Annotated in this window: 11 protein-coding genes; 7 read left to right on the top strand and 4 right to left on the bottom strand. The window is 64.5% G+C overall.

The genetic code is table 11. The features are described from left to right. Positions 1-80: 80 nt before the first annotated feature. Positions 81-1,253, top strand: coding sequence for a M20 aminoacylase family protein (locus H8A95_RS07690; RefSeq protein ID WP_229182626.1), 1,173 nt, complete (start codon positions 81-83; stop codon positions 1,251-1,253). A 150-nt stretch (positions 1,254-1,403) separates the two neighbouring features. Here the strand turns inward: H8A95_RS07690 and H8A95_RS07685 are convergent, their stop codons facing one another. Further along, positions 1,404-2,585 carry a cytochrome P450 gene (locus H8A95_RS07685; RefSeq protein WP_229182625.1) on the bottom strand — a complete coding sequence of 394 codons (1,182 nt, stop codon included), beginning with the start codon at positions 2,583-2,585 and terminating at the stop codon, positions 1,404-1,406. A gap of 137 nt (positions 2,586-2,722) precedes the next feature. Between H8A95_RS07685 and H8A95_RS07680 the strand changes: the two genes are divergently transcribed. Next, positions 2,723-3,643: a LysR family transcriptional regulator gene (locus tag H8A95_RS07680; RefSeq protein WP_229182624.1), complete on the top strand. Its 921-nt coding sequence runs from the start codon at positions 2,723-2,725 to the stop codon at positions 3,641-3,643. Between the two features lie 86 nt (positions 3,644-3,729). Here the strand turns inward: H8A95_RS07680 and H8A95_RS07675 are convergent, their stop codons facing one another. After that, complete coding sequence (locus tag H8A95_RS07675; protein WP_229182623.1) at positions 3,730-5,352, bottom strand: inorganic phosphate transporter; 1,623 nt, start codon at positions 5,350-5,352, stop codon at positions 3,730-3,732. 540 nt (positions 5,353-5,892) lie between these two features. Continuing rightward, positions 5,893-7,326: a UdgX family uracil-DNA binding protein gene (locus H8A95_RS07670; protein WP_229182622.1), complete on the bottom strand. Its 1,434-nt coding sequence runs from the start codon at positions 7,324-7,326 to the stop codon at positions 5,893-5,895. 257 nt (positions 7,327-7,583) lie between these two features. Between H8A95_RS07670 and H8A95_RS07665 the strand changes: the two genes are divergently transcribed. The 3 genes from H8A95_RS07665 to H8A95_RS07655 are packed head-to-tail and all read left to right on the top strand — an operon-like array spanning position 7,584 to position 13,556. Continuing rightward, positions 7,584-8,378 carry an ImuA family protein gene (locus tag H8A95_RS07665; protein ID WP_229182621.1) on the top strand — a complete coding sequence of 265 codons (795 nt, stop codon included), beginning with the start codon at positions 7,584-7,586 and terminating at the stop codon, positions 8,376-8,378. Next, on the top strand, positions 8,269-10,041 hold the full coding sequence (locus H8A95_RS07660; protein ID WP_420839347.1) for a Y-family DNA polymerase: 1,773 nt from the start codon (positions 8,269-8,271) through the stop codon (positions 10,039-10,041). Before H8A95_RS07665 ends, H8A95_RS07660 begins: the two co-directional genes overlap by 110 nt. Then, the gene (locus tag H8A95_RS07655; RefSeq protein WP_229182619.1) at positions 10,038-13,556 is read left to right on the top strand and encodes an error-prone DNA polymerase; all 3,519 of its coding nucleotides are present in this window, start codon (positions 10,038-10,040) and stop codon (positions 13,554-13,556) included. The genes H8A95_RS07660 and H8A95_RS07655 overlap by 4 nt, the downstream gene beginning before the upstream one ends. A 157-nt stretch (positions 13,557-13,713) precedes the next feature. Here the strand turns inward: H8A95_RS07655 and H8A95_RS07650 are convergent, their stop codons facing one another. Further along, the gene (locus H8A95_RS07650; protein WP_229182618.1) at positions 13,714-14,484 is read right to left on the bottom strand and encodes an SDR family NAD(P)-dependent oxidoreductase; all 771 of its coding nucleotides are present in this window, start codon (positions 14,482-14,484) and stop codon (positions 13,714-13,716) included. A gap of 47 nt (positions 14,485-14,531) precedes the next feature. Between H8A95_RS07650 and H8A95_RS07645 the strand changes: the two genes are divergently transcribed. Together H8A95_RS07645 and H8A95_RS07640 are read left to right on the top strand one after the other, a co-directional pair. Beyond that, a complete protein-coding gene (locus H8A95_RS07645) occupies positions 14,532-14,747 on the top strand; it encodes a heme-binding protein (RefSeq protein ID WP_229182617.1) in 216 nt (71 codons plus the stop codon). Between the two features lie 237 nt (positions 14,748-14,984). Beyond that, the gene (locus tag H8A95_RS07640) at positions 14,985-15,599 is read left to right on the top strand and encodes a hypothetical protein (protein ID WP_229182616.1); all 615 of its coding nucleotides are present in this window, start codon (positions 14,985-14,987) and stop codon (positions 15,597-15,599) included. The last annotated feature ends 717 nt before the right edge of the window (positions 15,600-16,316 follow it).

Genomic DNA, 16,316 nt, shown 5'->3' with positions numbered 1-16,316 from the left:
AGCATGCCACATCTGTTTGGGTGGACCGGCTCTTGCATGCTAGACAGGACCTACGTCCAACCTCCGAGGCCAGAATTCTCATGCCCATCGTCAACCGCGTCGCCGATCTGCAACCCGATATCCAGGCCTGGCGCCGCAACATCCACGAAAACCCCGAGCTGCTCTACGATGTGCACCGCACTGCATCATTCGTGGCAGACCGGTTGCGGGAGTTCGGCTGCGACGAGGTCGCGACCGGGCTCGGCAAGACCGGCGTGGTCGGGGTCATCAAGGGCAAGAAGGGGCCGGCCAAGGGCGACGTCAAGGTGATCGGCCTGCGCGCCGACATGGATGCGCTGCCGATTCACGAACAGACCAATTTGCCTTACGCCTCGAAGACGCCGGGCAAGATGCACGCCTGCGGCCATGACGGCCACACCGCGATGCTGCTCGGCGCGGCGCGCTATCTCGCCGAGACGCGCAATTTCGCCGGCGACGCGGTCGTGATCTTCCAGCCGGCCGAGGAGGGTGGCGCCGGTGCGGCCGCCATGATCAAGGACGGCCTGATGGATCGCTTCGGGATCGAGCAGGTCTACGGCATGCACAACGGCCCGGGGATTCCGATCGGCTCGTTCGCGATCCGCACCGGCCCGATCATGGCTGCGACCGACGCGATCGACATCAAGATCGAAGGGCTCGGCGGCCATGCCGCGCGGCCGCACAAATGCATCGATTCCGTGCTGGTCGGCGCGCAGATCATCACGGCGTTGCAGCAGATCGTCGCGCGCACTGTCGATCCGCTCGACTCCGCCGTGATCTCGATGTGCGAATTCCACGCCGGCAATGCCCGCAACGTGATCCCGCAGACCGCGGAGCTGCGCGGCACCGTGCGCACGCTGACCCGGGAAGTGCGCGACCTCATCGAGAAGCGCGTGCGCGAGGTGGTCGATGGCGTGGCCAAGATGACCGGCGCGAAGATCGATCTTACCTATGAGCGCGGCTATCCGGTCACCGTTAACCATGAGGCGCAGACCGAATTCGCGGGCCGCATCGCGCGCGAGGTCGCCGGCGCGTCCAACGTGCACGAAATGCCGCCGCTGATGGGCGCCGAGGATTTCTCCTACATGCTGGAAGCACGGCCCGGCGCCTTCATCTTCTGCGGCAATGGCGACAGCGCCGGCCTGCATCACCCCGCCTACAATTTCAACGACGAGGCGATCGTTTACGGCACCTCGTATTTCGTGAAGATCGTGGAGAACGCGCTGGCGGCGTGAGGCTCACCGAGCCGTCATTGCGATCGAAGCGAAGCAATCCATCTATCCGCTTGCGCGACACAATGGATTGCTTCGTCGCTTCAGCGCAAAATTGCTTCGCAATTTTGTCGCGAGCTCCTCGCAATGACGAGTGGTGGGAAGCGCCCTTCATTAAGCCTCCCAGCGCACCGGCAATGACACCGGACCGCGGAACACCCAGCCGCGGACGATCGGCGGCGTCTCCTCGTGGAGGCGCAGATTACGCAAGCGGTCGAACAGCATCGGCACCACGATCTTGCCGACGGTGAGCCGCGACACCCAGGTGCCGGCGCAGAAATGCGGTCCGGCGCCGAAAGCCAGATGCGATTGTTTGGGCCGCGTCACGTCGAAGCGATCGGGCGCGGCGAAGCGGTTGCCGTCGCGGTTCGCAGCGCCGACGCAGAGGCCGATCTGAAGGCCCTCGGGCAGCATGGTGCCGGAAAGTTCGACATCGCGGGTCACCCGGCGCGGATACATGCCGATCGGCGAGATCCAGCGCACCGCTTCCTCGAGCGCGGCTGGCCATAGCTCCGGCCTGGCCAGCACGTCGGCCTTCTGTGCAGGGTTTTCCAAAAGGCCAAGCACGAGCGTCAGGATCGCGTCGCGCGGCTCGTTCAATCCGCCGCCGATGATCACCTTGATGTTGGCGCGGATGCCGTCGATCGGCATCGGCGGATCGGCATTGACCATCGATGACAGGATCGAGGGATTGGGGTGGCTGCGGTGATCCTCGAGCACGGCGTCGATTGCGGCATCGACGTCGGCGCTCGCCTGCATCGCCTTGCGCTCGATCTCGGCATCGGCGGCATAGTTGCCGGCGCCGTCGATCAAGGCTTGCGACCATTCGGCCAGGGTCTGCCACGACATCGCACGAAAGCCGATCATGGCCATCAGGCTGAGCGAGGCCATCGGCGCGGCGAGTGTGGAGAACAGATCGGCGTTGTCAGCCACCGACAGATCATCGATCAGTTTTTCCGCGATCGCGGTGAATTGCGGCGCCCAATGTTCCTTGATCGTGGCCGGACGGAATGAGGGCTCGATCGCCTTGCGGCCGATCGCGTGCTCGGCGCCGTCCTTGCGCATGAAGGTCGGCCCCATCACCTTGTTGACCAGCGAGGCGGGGTTATCGGCCGAGTAGGTCGCGGGATCGCGCTCGATCCGCGTGATGTCGTCGAAGCGCGTCACCAGCGTCAGCTTCGCGGGCTCGACATAGACCGCCGGCGCCAGCTCGCGCAGGCGGCGGAAGATCGGATAGGGGTCGTCGAGCAGATCCTGATACGCGATGTCAGTGACGACAGGCACGGTGCTGGCCATTGGTCCTCCCGGAGCGGTTTTTTGTGAAGGCTAGCGCCGGGGATGCAATCGCTCAATTCGATAGGATCGATATAGGCCATCGAAATAGTCGATGATCTTGTGCTAGGCTGGGGTGCCGGCAAAGCGGGAGGTGCAGCGTGGCGGCCAATTCCTCGATCGATCCGATCGACATCGGGACCTTGCGGACGCTCGTGCTGGTCTACGATCTGCGGTCGTTCTCGGCGGCGGCGAAGCGGCTCGACGTCAATCAGTCGACCATCAGCTATGCGGTCGAGCGGCTGCGCGGCGCGCTGCATGACCCGCTGTTCGTCCGCAACGGCAATGGCGTGGCGGCCACCGAGCGTTGCGCGGCGCTGGTCGGCTGGGCGCGGGACATGATCGGCGAGATCGACGGGCTCGCCTCACCGGTCGAATTCGACCCGGTGACGGCGCAGGGCAGCGTGACGATCTCCTGCAATTATCACGAACGCCAGACCCTGATCCCGCAATTCAGTGCGCGGCTGCGTGCGGGCGCACCGCAGGTTGGCCTCGTTTTGCTCGATGCCGCGGGCCATGGCGACGTCCATCTCAAGCAGAACCAGTGCGACATCGTCCTTGGCCCGGTCGGGGTCGTCGGCGAAAGTTTCTTCAGGCGCCACGTCCTGACCGATCACTATGTCTGCGTGATGGATCCGGCCAATCCGCAGGCGCGCGGCCGGATCGGGCTGTCGGCCTATGCCAGGGCCGAGCATGTCTTCATCACCCATAGCGGCGAGTGGCAGCCGCTTTATCTCGCTGCGCTCAAGGCGAGGAAGATCGAGATCGCGCCGATGGTCAGCCTTCCGAACCACGACAGCCTGGAGCGCATCATTGCCGGCACGCGGCTCGTCGCGACCATCCCGCATCATCTGGCGCGGGCCATGCGCGGCGGCCTGCACGTCGCCGCGCTGCCGTTCCGGGTGCCGATCTCGATCGACATGTACTGGAGCGCCAGGACGGCGAAATCAGGCGTGCACAAATGGGCACGCGGCCTGCTGGCCGAGGTCGCCAAGGCTTGCGACAAGGGTCACGCTGCCTGAGTGCGGGACGACGCCAGAAAGCAAAAGGCCCGCACGACGGTGCGGGCCTTCTGTCCGGCGCGTTGCCGCGCCGAAAGCATGGCGCATCAGAACACGTGGTAGAACACGTAGTACAGGCAGCCCGAGAGGATCATCGCGGCCGGCAGGGTCAGCACCCAGGCCATCGCGATGTTGCGGATCGTCGCCCATTGCAGACCGGAGCCGTTGGCTGCCATGGTGCCCGCAATGCCTGACGACAGCACGTGCGTGGTCGAGACCGGCAGGCCGTAGCCGTCGGCCGCCGCAATCGTCGCAGCCGCCGTGATCTCGGCGCAGGCGCCCTGCGCATAGGTCAGGTGGGTCTTGCCGATCTTCTCGCCGACGGTGACGACGATGCGCTTCCAGCCGACCATGGTGCCGAGGCCGAGCGCGATGGCGACGGCGAACTTCACCCAGCTCGGGATGAACTTCGTCGCGGCATCGAGCGAGCCCTTGTACTCGTTCAGCGTGGCGACGTCGGCAGCGGTCAGCTCGGCTTCCTTGTCCTTCATCAGGAGGCGGGTCGCTTCCGAGGCGAGGTACATGTCGTTACGGGTGTTGCCGACCACGTCAGCCGGGAACTTGGCCAGCGAGCCGTACTGGGCGACCTGTTGGCCGATGTCGCGGACCAGCACCGCCAATGACGGGAAGGTGCCCTCATTGATCTGGTGCTGCGAGACATAGTTGGTCACGGCCGGGCGCGGATTGCCGATCACGTTGTAGCCGGCAGCCTTGCCTTCGATGACCTTGCTGGCCGCGGTCGAATGCGCGCCGAAGTACTCGATCTGGCTCGCGGGCAGCGCGCGGTTCAGCGCATAGGCGGTCGGCACCGTGCCGATCAGGATCAGCATGATCAGACCCATGCCCTTCTGGCCGTCGTTGGAGCCGTGGAAGAAGCTGACCAGCGTGCAGGTCAGGATCAGGATGCCGCGGATCCACCACGGCGGCGGCTGGTCGCCGACCGGCTCGCCGAACAGTGCTGGTGTGGCGCGCGCCAGCACCGCCTTGAGGATATAGAGCAGGCCGGCGGCGAGCACGAAACCGAACAGCGGCGACAGCAGCAGTGCCTTGGCGATGTTGGTCGCTTGCGACCAGTCAACGCCCGAGGTGCCGTCACGGCCGCGCAGCAGTGCGTTGGTGATGCCGACGCCCATGATCGAGCCGATCAGGGTGTGCGAGCTCGAGGCCGGCAGGCCGAGCCACCAGGTGCCGAGATTCCAGATGATGGCGGCGATCAAGAGCGCGAACACCATCGCAAAGCCGGCACTCGATCCGACCTGCAGGATCAGCTCCACCGGAAGCAGCGACACGATGCCGAACGCGACGGCGCCGCTCGAGAGCAGCACGCCGAACAGGTTGAACAGGCCCGACCACACCACGGCGACATGCGCGGGCAGCGAGCGGGTGTAGATCACGGTCGCGACCGCATTGGCGGTGTCGTGGAAGCCGTTGACGAATTCGAAGCCGAGCGCGATCAGCAGCGCAACGAACAGCATGATGTACGGCAGGAACGACGTGACACGCGCACCGGTGGCGTCGACGTCGGCATAGATGCTGTAGGCAACGAACAGCAGCGCGGCCGCAACCACGCCCAAATAGATGATCCCCGTCATCGGGTGGAAGCCCTTGTCGAGGTCCGGACCCTTTTTCAGGGCGGGCTCGATCGAGCCGGGTAACGCCATATCGCTCATGGTAAACTCCTGTCCCAATGCCTCCGATTTTGATCGATGCATATGACAGGCAATTGAAATCCGCCCCGTGAAATGAGGCGCTCAGCCATCACGGTGGACATCGGGGCGAATTTTTGTGCAACGCGTTGACGGCTCACGCGCCTTCGCGACCTCGTGGCAATCTTCTGCAACAGACGATCACCGATCGCGACGGAAACGCGCTGCCTGCGTTTCGCGGGGCGAGAACTTTGTGCAGGTGAGATCACACAGGCGATGCGACCGAGCCGACAGGGCTTCGCGACCGGAAAAATCCGGCGGGCGCGGCGAGCGAGGGGAGGATGGTAAGGCGGGTGAGAGATGAGGTGGCGCGCCGCACGATCGGGGCTAGCAAATCGCGCAGCGCGCCCGCCTCGGGGTACGCCATGGCGTGAACATGACGCCCGATTACCTGCGGAACATGTCACCGTACCACGGATCAATTAAAGGTTGTAGGCCTTTGTTGGCGCTTAGAGCAATTTCACGTTGACGTGTGGTTTCCCGGTTCCGTCGGTTTGGTGGAACTCACGCCGCGCGAGCCGAATTGCGTAACTGATCCGCGGCGATTTTCAGATCGTCGATAAAGCGCTGATATTCCAGCGCCTTGGCTTTCTCGTCGGGCAGCCGCAACAGATAGGATGGATGCACGGTGACGAGCACCTTGGTTCCGGCGTGTTCGATCAGATGGCCGCGGTTCTTGTTAACCGGCGTGATCTTGCCGAGCACGCTTTGCGCTGCGGTGGCGCCGAGCGCCACCACGAGCTCCGGCTTGATGGCGGCAAGCTCGCGCTCGTACCACTGACGGCAGGCGCGGATCTCCGCTGTGCCCGGCTTCTGATGCAGCCGGATCTTGCCGCGCGGCACGAATTTGAAATGCTTCACGGCGTTGGTGATGTAGACCTTGCCGCGATCGATGCCGGCGTCCTCGAGCGCGCGATCGAGCATCTGCCCGGCCGGTCCGACGAAGGGATGGCCGGCGAGATCTTCCTTGTCGCCGGGCTGCTCGCCGACCAGCATCAGCGTTGCGCCTTGCGGTCCCTCGCCGAACACGATCTGGGTGGCGTCCTTCCACAGCGGGCAGGCGCGGCAATCGGCGGCCTCGGCGCGCAAGGCGGCAATCGCATCGTGAGTTTGCTTGTCTTGAACTTGCTTGCGGGCCATCGGTTGATCCTGCCGCTGCTGCGGCTCTGCCGCCTTGCGTGCGATGAAGGGGCCGCTGGTCATGCGCATGGCGTCCTCGATCAGCGGCTTAATGATCGAGTCCTCGGGCAGGTTCCTCCAATAGGCCTGCGGCATCTCCATCACTTTCAGCCGCGCGGGATTGAAGAGGCCGTTGTCATGACGCCGCCAGGCTTCCTCGAGCCGGTCCTCGCTCGGCACCTCGGATTTGGCGACGCCCGGCGAGATCGAGATCGCATGCCCGTCCCAATGCGCTGACACGTCGGGGGTCAGGATCGACCACGGCATGTCGGCGAAGCGGCCGGCGAAGAAAGGTGCGGCGAGCTCGACGATGCGATGCTCCGGCTCGAACCAGGCGACGTAATGCGCCGTCCGCTCGCGGCCGATCTCGCGGAAGCGGAGATGCGCGTGCATCCTGTCGATGTCGCAATACACCGCGCGCGCCATCGCGTGGACCTCGGCGACATCAGGATCGTCAGTCGCGCTGAGCAGGTCGTGATGGCTGCGCAGCCGCCACAGCAGGCGATAGAGCAGGGCGAAGCGCGCGTCACTCCGATGCAGGATCGCGGCCTTTGCGAGCTCGACGAAAATGGCTGTCACGTTGAACCGCGCCTGTGGTGCATCGGGCAAGTCATTCACGCAGGAGGCTGACGACAGTTCGTCGTCCTTGCGTACGGTCCACGTGACCTCCGCAGGCTTCACGTCATTCAGCGCCAATCGCCGCGCGGCCTTGCGCCAGCCCTCGAAATCGGTGTCGTTGTCGAGCACGATGATACGCATGCGATTGCTCCGTTTCCGTCACGCCGCCATTTTCGCGGCCTTCCGCGCCTGACATTGCGGAAGATCAGCGCCCGCCCGGTTCGGCTGTGGCTCAATCCCATTGATTCCACTCAGGAATAACTGAACTCACCAATCCGATTGACTCCGCGGGCTCTGTTAGCTTTATATTAGAACATATCATGAACAAATGAGCCAGTCCCTGGTTCTCTGTTCTGGTCAGTGACGGCCTCAAATTTTCAGGTGGAAGGAGCGGCGCAATGAATGGCGCACGCACGGGTACGCTTGCGTCTCTGCGCGGCAGCATCGCGCGCATCGAGGCGCCATCGGAGGCGGCGATGCCGAACCGCATCGCGCTTGGACACACGAGCGCGGACGCGATGCTGCGCGGCGGGCTCGCGCCGGCCGCGCTGCACGAGGTGTTCGCGGCCGGCCATCAAGGCGGCGCGGCAACCGGCTTCATCGCCGGGCTCGCCGGACGGGTGTCAGCGCGCAAGCCGCTGGTCTGGGTGCGGCAGGATTTTTCCGATCGCGAAAACGGCGCGCTGTCGATGCGCGGGCTCGCCGAGCTCGGCCTCGATCCGCGCCTCTTGGTCACCGTGCGTGCCGCCGATGTCGACAGCGGCCTGCGCACCGCAGCCGATGCGCTCGCCTGCGATGCGCTCGGCGCGGTCGTGCTCGAGGTCTGGGGCCATGCGCGCCAGCTCGATCTCGTCGCCAGCCGCAAACTGACCTTGGCCGCGCAAGCCTCCGGCGTCACCGCGCTGGTGCTGCGGATCGCGGCGACTCCGATCCCCTCGACCGCGGAGACGCGCTGGATCGTGCGCGCGGCGCATTCGCCGCCGGGCAATGCGGCTTGCGCCTGGGGCGCGCCGCGCTTCGAGGCCGAACTCGTGCGCAATCGTCATGGCCCGGTCGGGCGATGGATCATGGAATGGAAATGTGATGAGTGCCAATTCAGTGAACCGTCGGCGCATTCTCAGCCTGTGGCTGCCACGCCTGCCCATCGACCGCATCAAGCGCAAGCTCGCGCAGGACATCGCCTCGCAAGCTGAGCCGCGGGAAGTGGCCGGGCTCCCTCTCCCGCTTGCGGGGGAGGGGTGGGGTAGTGGTCTTGCCACGAACGACGCTCTTCGTCGGGAGAGAGCCCCCACCCGCAACGCATCTGGCGATGCGTTGCGGCCTCCCCCGCAAGCGGGAGAGGCGAAGAAAGAACCTCGCTTTTCGCAAGCAGAGCTCCCCAGCGTCGTCGTCGCAAAAGACCACAACGCCATCCTGCTTCATTCCATCGACGAGGCCGCGGTGCGGGCCGGGCTGTCGATCGGGCTGCCGCTGGCCAATGCGCGGGCGATCTGCCCGGAGCTCACGGTCTATGACGCCGACCCCGCTGCCGATCTGAAGACGCTGAACGACATCGCCGACTGGTGTGACCGCTTCACGCCGCTGGTCGCGCTCGATCCGCCCTATGGATTGTTCCTTGACATTACCGGCTGCGCGCATCTGTTCGGCGGCGAGCGCGCGCTGTTGCAGATCGTGACCAATGCGCTGAGCCGGCGCGGCTTTGCCGTCAGCGCGGCGATATCAGGCACCTCGATCGCGGCGCGCACGCTGACGCGTTACAGTTCGGGGCAGATTGTCGCCGATGGCGCGGAAGCGGCGGCGGTCGGCCCGCTGCCGGTGTCGGCACTCGGCGCCGATGCTGCTGTGACCATCGGCCTGCGCCGCGCCGGCCTGAAGACCATCGGCGATGTCGCCGCGCGCGCGCCGCATGAGATCTCGGCGCGGTTCGGTGCTGATTTCACCACCTTGCTCAATCACGCGCTCGGGCGGGGCGATGCCCCGATCAGCCCGCGCAAGCCGCTGCCCGATTACATCGTCGAAAAGCGTTTCCCGGAACCCATCGCGACCGACACCGTGATCGCACTGACGCTCTCAAGCCTCGCCAAGATGCTGGTTGCGGCGATGGACAGACAGGGCAAGGGCGCGCGGCAGCTGGAGGCGAGTTTCTTCCGCACCGATGGCGCGGTGCGCGCGATCATGGTCGAGACCGGCCGTCCGGTGACGCGACCCGAGATGATCGACCGCCTGTTCCGCGAGCGGCTCGATGCGCTCAACGATCCCCTTGATCCCGGCTTCGGCTTCGATCTCATTCGCCTCGCCGCCGGGCGTACCGAGATCGTGGTGCAGCAGCAGCGCGACCTCGATACGACCGTGCACGACAATGACGAGATCTCGGCGCTGATCGACCGCATCGCCGCCCGCATCGGCGGCAAGCGCGTCGTCGTGCATCTACCGCTCGAGAGCCACATCCCCGAGCGCGCAGCGCTGGCGCTGCCGGCGCAGCAGCATCTGGCCGCCGCCAGCGCCGCCGCCTGGCCGGAACGCGTCACCGGCGAGCCGCCCCTGCGGCCGCTCAGGCTGTTCGAGCGGCCCGAACCGATCAAGGTGCCGTTCGCGAGCGTGCCGGACGGTCCGCCGCATCAATTCACCTGGCGGCGCGCCTTGCATGCGGTGGTGCGGGTCGAGGGCCCCGAGCGGATTGCGATGGAATGGTGGAAGCAGGACGGCGCGGCGCTGACGCGCGATTACTTCCGCGTCGAGGACGCCGAGGGCCAGCGCTTCTGGATCTTTCGCGATGGTCTCTACGAGAGCGAGCTGCGCGACGAAGAAGGCAGGCCGGTCCCCGCCAACTGGTACGTGCACGGGCTGTTCGCATGACGACGCCCGCGCCCGACTATGCCGAGATCGGCATCACCAGCAATTTCTCCTTCCTGCGCGGCGGCTCCGATCCGCGCGCCTATGTGCATCAGGCGAGCGAGCTCGGGATCCCCGTGATCGGGCTCGCCGATCACAACACGCTGGCCGGCGTGGTGCGGGCCTGGAAGGAGCTCGACAGCGACAAGGTCGCCCATCCGCCCAAGCTTCTGGTCGGCGCCCGCATCGTCTTCATCGACGGTACGCCGGACATCCTGGTCTATCCGCGCGACCGCGCCGCCTATGGCCGGCTCTGCCAGCTGCTCACCCGCGGCAAGCGCGGTGGCAGCAGAGCGTTTTCCAGCGAAGTGGACACCGGTTCGCGTGAAGAAAACGCGTCAAAACAAGAATTCGAGCGCATCGAGAAGGGCGACTGCCGTCTCGCTCTGTCCGATCTCATCGACTTCGCGGAAGGCCAGCTCTTGGTGCTGGCGCTGCCGCACCGTTTCGAAGAGGAGAGAGCGCTTGATCTGCTCGCGCAGCTCAAGGCCAGCGCGGCCGATGGCGTCTGGCTTGCCGCAAGCCTGCTCTATCGCGGCGACGACAAGCGCCGTCTCGCGCGGCTGCATGGTCTCGCCACCGAGGCCGGCGTGCCGCTGCTCGCCACCAACGAGGTGCTCTATCACCATCCCGCGCGCCGCCCGTTGCAGGACGTGCTGACCTGTATCCGCGAAAAGACCACGATCGAGGCTGTCGGCCGCAAACTCGAGGCCAATGCCGAGCGGCATCTCAAGCCGGCGCATGAAATGGTGCGTTTGTTCCGCGACCTGCCGGATGCGATCTCGGAAACCATGCGCTTTGCCGAACGCATCTCGTTCTCGCTCGACCAGCTCAAATACCAGTATCCCGACGAGCCGGTGCCGCCGGGCAAGACCGCGCAACGTCATTTGGAGGATTTAACTTGGAAGGGAGCGCATAGGAAATTTCCAATTCGCATTTCGCCTAAACTCAAGAAGACCCTGCACAAGGAATTGCGTCTCATCAGAAAGTTGAAATACGCGCATTACTTCCTCACCGTGCATGACATCGTGCACTATGCGCGCAGCCAGAACATCCTGTGCCAAGGGCGGGGATCGGCGGCGAATTCCGCGGTCTGCTACGTACTCGGCGTCACCTCGGTCGATCCGACCAAGGTCGATCTGCTGTTCGAGCGCTTCATCTCCAAGGAGCGGCTGGAGCCGCCCGACATCGACGTCGATTTCGAGCATTCGCGGCGCGAGGAGGTGATGCAATATGTTTATCGCCGTTACGGCCGCCATCGCGCGGCGATCATCGCCACCATCATCCATTATCGTCCGCGCAGCGCGATCCGCGATGTCGGCAAGGCGCTCGGGCTGACCGAGGACGTCACCGCGGCGCTCGCCGATACCGTGTGGGGCAGCTGGGGCAAGGGCCTCAACGACATGCAGGTGCGTCAGGCCGGGCTCGACCCGAAAAACGCGATGATCAACCTCGCGGTCGAGCTCGCCACCGAGCTGATCGAGTTTCCGCGCCATCTCTCGCAGCATGTCGGCGGCTATGTGCTGACCCAGGACCGGCTCGACACCTATGTGCCGATCGGCAACGCCGCGATGGACGACCGCACCTTCATCGAGTGGGACAAGGACGACGTCGACGCGCTTCATATGATGAAGGTCGACGTGCTGGCGCTGGGCATGCTGACCTGCATTCGTAAATGTTTTGATCTCATCGATGACCATAAGGGCAAGCGCTGGGAGCTCGCCTCCGTCCCGCAGGACGAAGAAGAAGTCTACGACATGCTGTGTCGCGGCGAGTCGCTCGGCGTGTTCCAGGTCGAGAGCCGGGCGCAGATGAACATGCTGCCGCGCTTGAGGCCGCGGACGTTCTATGACCTCGTCATCGAGGTCGCGATCGTGCGTCCCGGGCCGATCCAGGGCGACATGGTGCATCCGTATTTGCGGCGGCGGAACGGCCAGGAAAAGGTCAGCTATCCGTCGCCGGCGCCTGACAAGGGAGACAAGGACGAGCTCTACAATGTCCTGCACAAGACGCTCGGCGTGCCGCTGTTCCAGGAGCAGGCGATGCGGATCGCGATCGAGGCGGCCCATTTCACGTCGGAAGAAGCCAACGGCCTGCGCCGCTCGATGGCGACCTTCCGCAACGTCGGCACCATCGGCACCTACGAGGAGAAGCTGGTCGGCAACATGGTGGCGCGCGGCTACGATCCGGACTTCGCCCGCAGCTGCTTCGACCAGATCAAGGGCTTTGGCTCCTACGGCTTCCCGGAAAGCCATGCCGCGAGTTTCGCCCAGCTCGTCTACATCTCCTCATGGCTGAAGCACCATCATCCCGATGCATTCTGCTGCGGCCTGCTCAACTCGCAGCCGATGGGCTTTTACGCCCCGGCGCAGATCGTCGGCGACGCCCGCAAGAACGGCGTCACGGTGCGCGAGGTCGATGTCTCCTTCAGCTTCGCGCAGAACACGCTGGAGGAGAAAGTCGGCGACCACTGCGCAGTGCGGCTCGGCTTCCGCCAGATCGACGGCTTTCACTGGCTGGATGAGGATGAGGAGCGGCTGAAGCAGTTACAATCGTCATTCCGGGATGCGCCGTCAGGCGCAGGCCCGGAATCCATTTCTCAGCATAGACGCGGCCCGATGGATTCCGGGCTCTCGCTTCGCGAGCCCCGGAATGACGGGGAGAAAGACTGGGCCGACCGCATCGTCGCCGCGCGCAACCGCCGGCCGTTCACGTCGCTCGAAGACTTCGCCCGTGACACCGCTCTCCCCAAGCGCGCGCTGATCCTGCTTGCCGATGCCGATGCATTCCGCTCGCTCGGGCTCGACCGCCGCGAGGCGCTATGGGCGGTGCGGCGGCTGCCGGACGACGTGCCGCTGCCGTTGTTCGAGGCCGCCACCGCGCGCGAGCAGCCGGATGAGGGTGCAAAACCGCTGCCGGAGATGCCGCGGCCCGAGCAGGTGGTCGCCGACTATCAGACCATCCGCCTGTCGCTGAAGGGCCATCCGATGGAGTTCTTGCGCGAGATGTTCACCAAGGAGCGCGTCGTCGCCTGCCACAGCATCAACCGCAGCAACGATCGCCGTCGCGTCGCTTGCGCCGGTGTGGTGCTGGTGCGGCAGCGGCCGGGCAGTGCCAAGGGCGTCGTGTTCATGACGCTGGAGGACGAGACCGGCATCGCCAACATCGTGGTGTGGCCGAAGGTGATGGAGCAGTACCGCAAGGAGGTGATGGGTGCGCGCCTGATCCTGGTCGAGGGCTATATCCAGAGCAGCCCCGAAGGCGTGACGCATCTGGTGGCGCAGCGCATGACCGATCGCTCCCACGATCTGATCGGCCTCGCCAACGAATCCCCGGGGAGCAAGCACCCGGTGCCGGCAGGCCCGGCGCTGATCGAGCCGCTCAACGACATCAGCCGTGATCACGGCGACAACCCGCCGCAAAAGATCCGCCACCCCCGCAACGTCCGCATCCTGCCGCCGTCACGGGATTTTCATTGAGGGATATCGCCAGCGTGTTGCCTCTCACCGTCACCCTGAGGAGCGCGCATTGCGCGCGTCTCGAAGGATCGACGGCCACCAGCAGGGCCGTGCATCCTTCGAGGCTCGCTCCGCTCGCACCTCAGGATGACGGGGCGGCCGTGAATGTCGTCTCTCCTCAAAAATTCACCCGGTTCGAGATCGCGCCGTCGACGACGAGGTTCGAGCCTGTCGTGAACGAGGAGATCGGGCTTGCCAGGAACACCGCGGCGCTGGCGATCTCCTGTGGCGTCGCCATGCGGCCGGTCGGGTTGCGGGCCAGCGCGTCCTGATAAATCTTCGGTGTGTTCTGCTCCACCATGTTCCAGATGCCGCCCTTGAAATACACCGTACCCGGCGACACCACGTTGACGCGGATTTTCTTCGCCGTGTATTGCCGCGCCAGTCCCTTTGCCATGTGCACCAGTGCCGCCTTGATCGGGCCGTAGGAGCCGGCGCGATCCGCTTGCGCTGCCGAGATCGACGAGATGATGATGAAGGCCGCATCGCCGGTCTTTTCGCCGCTCGCTTCGAGGAACGGACGGGCTGCCTCGAAGGCGTTCACCGCGCCGAGCACGTCGAGCCGGAAGTTCTGTTCCCATGATGCGGGATCGCCGCCTTGCGCCATGGCGCCTGCATTGGAGAACATCATGTCGATGCTGCCGAGTTCAGCCGCGGCACCGGCGATCCACGATTTCAGCGCCGCGGCGTCGGTGATATCGACGGCCGCGCCGGTGACGCGCACGCCGCTGGCTTTCAATTCGGCAACGCTGGCCGCTACCTGCTCGGCATTGCGGGCGCAGACCGCGACGCCTGCGCCTTCGCCGGCCAGCGTCGCCGCAATCGCCCGCCCGATGCCGCGCGTGCCGCCGAGCACGATGGCGTTTCGTCCCTTCAAACCCAGATCCATTCGGATATCCTTTCTGATGCACGCGAACTGTAGCGTCCATCGCAGCATTGCGCGACCTCGATATTCGCGCGCGTCACGCGGTTTTCCTGATCGGCAAGGGAGCCTACTTCGCCTATCTCACGACCCTCGACGACGTGATCGCCTCACGCGGCGGCAATCTCCTGATCGTCGACGGCAAGATCGTCGGTGCCATCGGCGTCAGCGGCGGTTCGGGCTCGCAGGACAACGTGATCTCGCTCGCCGGCCAGGCCGCGCTAAAGTGAAACGAGCTGCGTTCCATGCCATCTGCCGGAACACCACTCCGGCAGGTGGCGGCGAATTCCCTGGTATTTGAATCAACCTCCTAAAGCGGTCGAAAGGAGGACATGCTACACGCGTTACCGGAAAGCCGGCGACGACGAGGGCACGTGCCGCAGCACTTAGATAGGCAACACGATCTGCGCGGACCGGTTGTTGCGAAACAGCCGAGACCGAAGCCGCCCTTCGTTGATCGGCTGTTCATGCGTTTCTCGAAGAGCCGAACGATTGACGGCCTCTGGGTCGGGACCAGCGAAGGCAAACCGCATCCTGCCCTGGATCTCGTCCTGGAGGCGCTCGCCTTGATCAAGCGTCACAACGCGCTGCATTATTCACGCGTCATCAGCAGGCTCGATCGGATCTGGGTGAATCTGATCCCGAGTGCCCAGGCGCACTACGATCAATCGCTGAACGGTTGTGTGCTGGATGAGCGCTATGTCCTCCAGGAGACGATGACGGTCGCGAAGATCGCATCCACCATCGTCCATGAAGCAACCCATGCGAGGATCGAGGGGCGGGGGATCTATTATTACGAGAAAAGCCGATACCGGATCGAGGCGGTCTGCCTGCGCCGCGAACTCAACTTCCTCGCCGGATTGCCTGACACGGAGCATGCGCGGGACGAGATCGTTCGGACGATTGAGTGGTGTGCGAGCGATCGGGAATATTTCTCTGATCCAAACTTCCAGCAGCGTGAGGATCACGGCCACATTGAAACCCTGCGCCACCTCAATGTGCCGAACTGGTTTGTCAGATTTGCCTTGTGGGTGATCTGGAGACGTCGATTGCGGCGGTTCGCCGCGCAGGCTGCAAAATGAGGAATGCGGGATCTGTCCGCTGCAGCTCGAAGGGAATCGTGGGTGGGTTTCGCTGCGCTCTACCCATCCTTCGAGCCGGCAATCTATTCGTTCGGCTTTTCAGAATTTAACTTGACGCCGCACCCAACTCAGATGTTCAATGCTCCCGTCTCACCCGGCACGAGGGGCGCTTCGCGGTCGTCACGAACGTGGGTCGAGATGCGGTGGACGCCGATTGCGCAACTGACGAGTGCGCATGAAGCGGACGGCGAAGTCGTGTGGTCCTGACGCCCTAGTGGCAGGTGTCCTCGCGCAAGATGCGAAAGCATGTTGCGAAGGCGGTGACAAGAAAGCCCAGTCTCGCCGGGGAGAGCACGAAGTAAGCCGCACAACCATCGCGCAGGGAAAGCCGGGTTGTTTCCGGTTACACCTGTGGTCCTACCCCCGTGCTTTCTACCTTTTGCACGGGGCCCATGGGTGCGATCGGCACCCGGCTTTCCCTGCGCCCTCTGTGAGAGGAGGGCGGAACGAAGAGCAAAGCTCGGACAGATCATGTCGCGAGATCGCGGACGTATGACTCTCGCTTGATGCAACACATTCGATGTCGTCCCGGGCAAGCGCAGCGCGACCCGGGACCCATAACCACGAATGGCACTTATCAGGCGTTGCTGGAGCCATAGCGTGCCCAACAACTTGATCCTGTGGTTATGGGTCCTTGCTCCCGTGCGCAATTGCGCA

The organism is Bradyrhizobium oropedii (genome assembly GCF_020889685.1).
Classification (GTDB): domain Bacteria; phylum Pseudomonadota; class Alphaproteobacteria; order Rhizobiales; family Xanthobacteraceae; genus Bradyrhizobium; species Bradyrhizobium oropedii.
The sequence above is the reverse complement of the archived record's forward strand: the minus strand, read 5'-3'. Positions and strand labels throughout refer to the sequence as shown.

Coding starts and splice junctions, on each gene's coding strand:
- H8A95_RS07690 (WP_229182626.1), top strand. CDS start 81: ATGCCCATCGTCAACCGCGTCGCCGATCTGCAACCCGATATCCAGGCC.
- H8A95_RS07685 (WP_229182625.1), bottom strand. CDS start 2,585: ATGGCCAGCACCGTGCCTGTCGTCACTGACATCGCGTATCAGGATCTG.
- H8A95_RS07675 (WP_229182623.1), bottom strand. CDS start 5,352: ATGAGCGATATGGCGTTACCCGGCTCGATCGAGCCCGCCCTGAAAAAG.
- H8A95_RS07670 (WP_229182622.1), bottom strand. CDS start 7,326: ATGCGTATCATCGTGCTCGACAACGACACCGATTTCGAGGGCTGGCGC.
- H8A95_RS07665 (WP_229182621.1), top strand. CDS start 7,584: ATGAATGGCGCACGCACGGGTACGCTTGCGTCTCTGCGCGGCAGCATC.
- H8A95_RS07660 (WP_420839347.1), top strand. CDS start 8,269: ATGAGTGCCAATTCAGTGAACCGTCGGCGCATTCTCAGCCTGTGGCTG.
- H8A95_RS07655 (WP_229182619.1), top strand. CDS start 10,038: ATGACGACGCCCGCGCCCGACTATGCCGAGATCGGCATCACCAGCAAT.
- H8A95_RS07650 (WP_229182618.1), bottom strand. CDS start 14,484: ATGGATCTGGGTTTGAAGGGACGAAACGCCATCGTGCTCGGCGGCACG.
- H8A95_RS07640 (WP_229182616.1), top strand. CDS start 14,985: ATGCGTTTCTCGAAGAGCCGAACGATTGACGGCCTCTGGGTCGGGACC.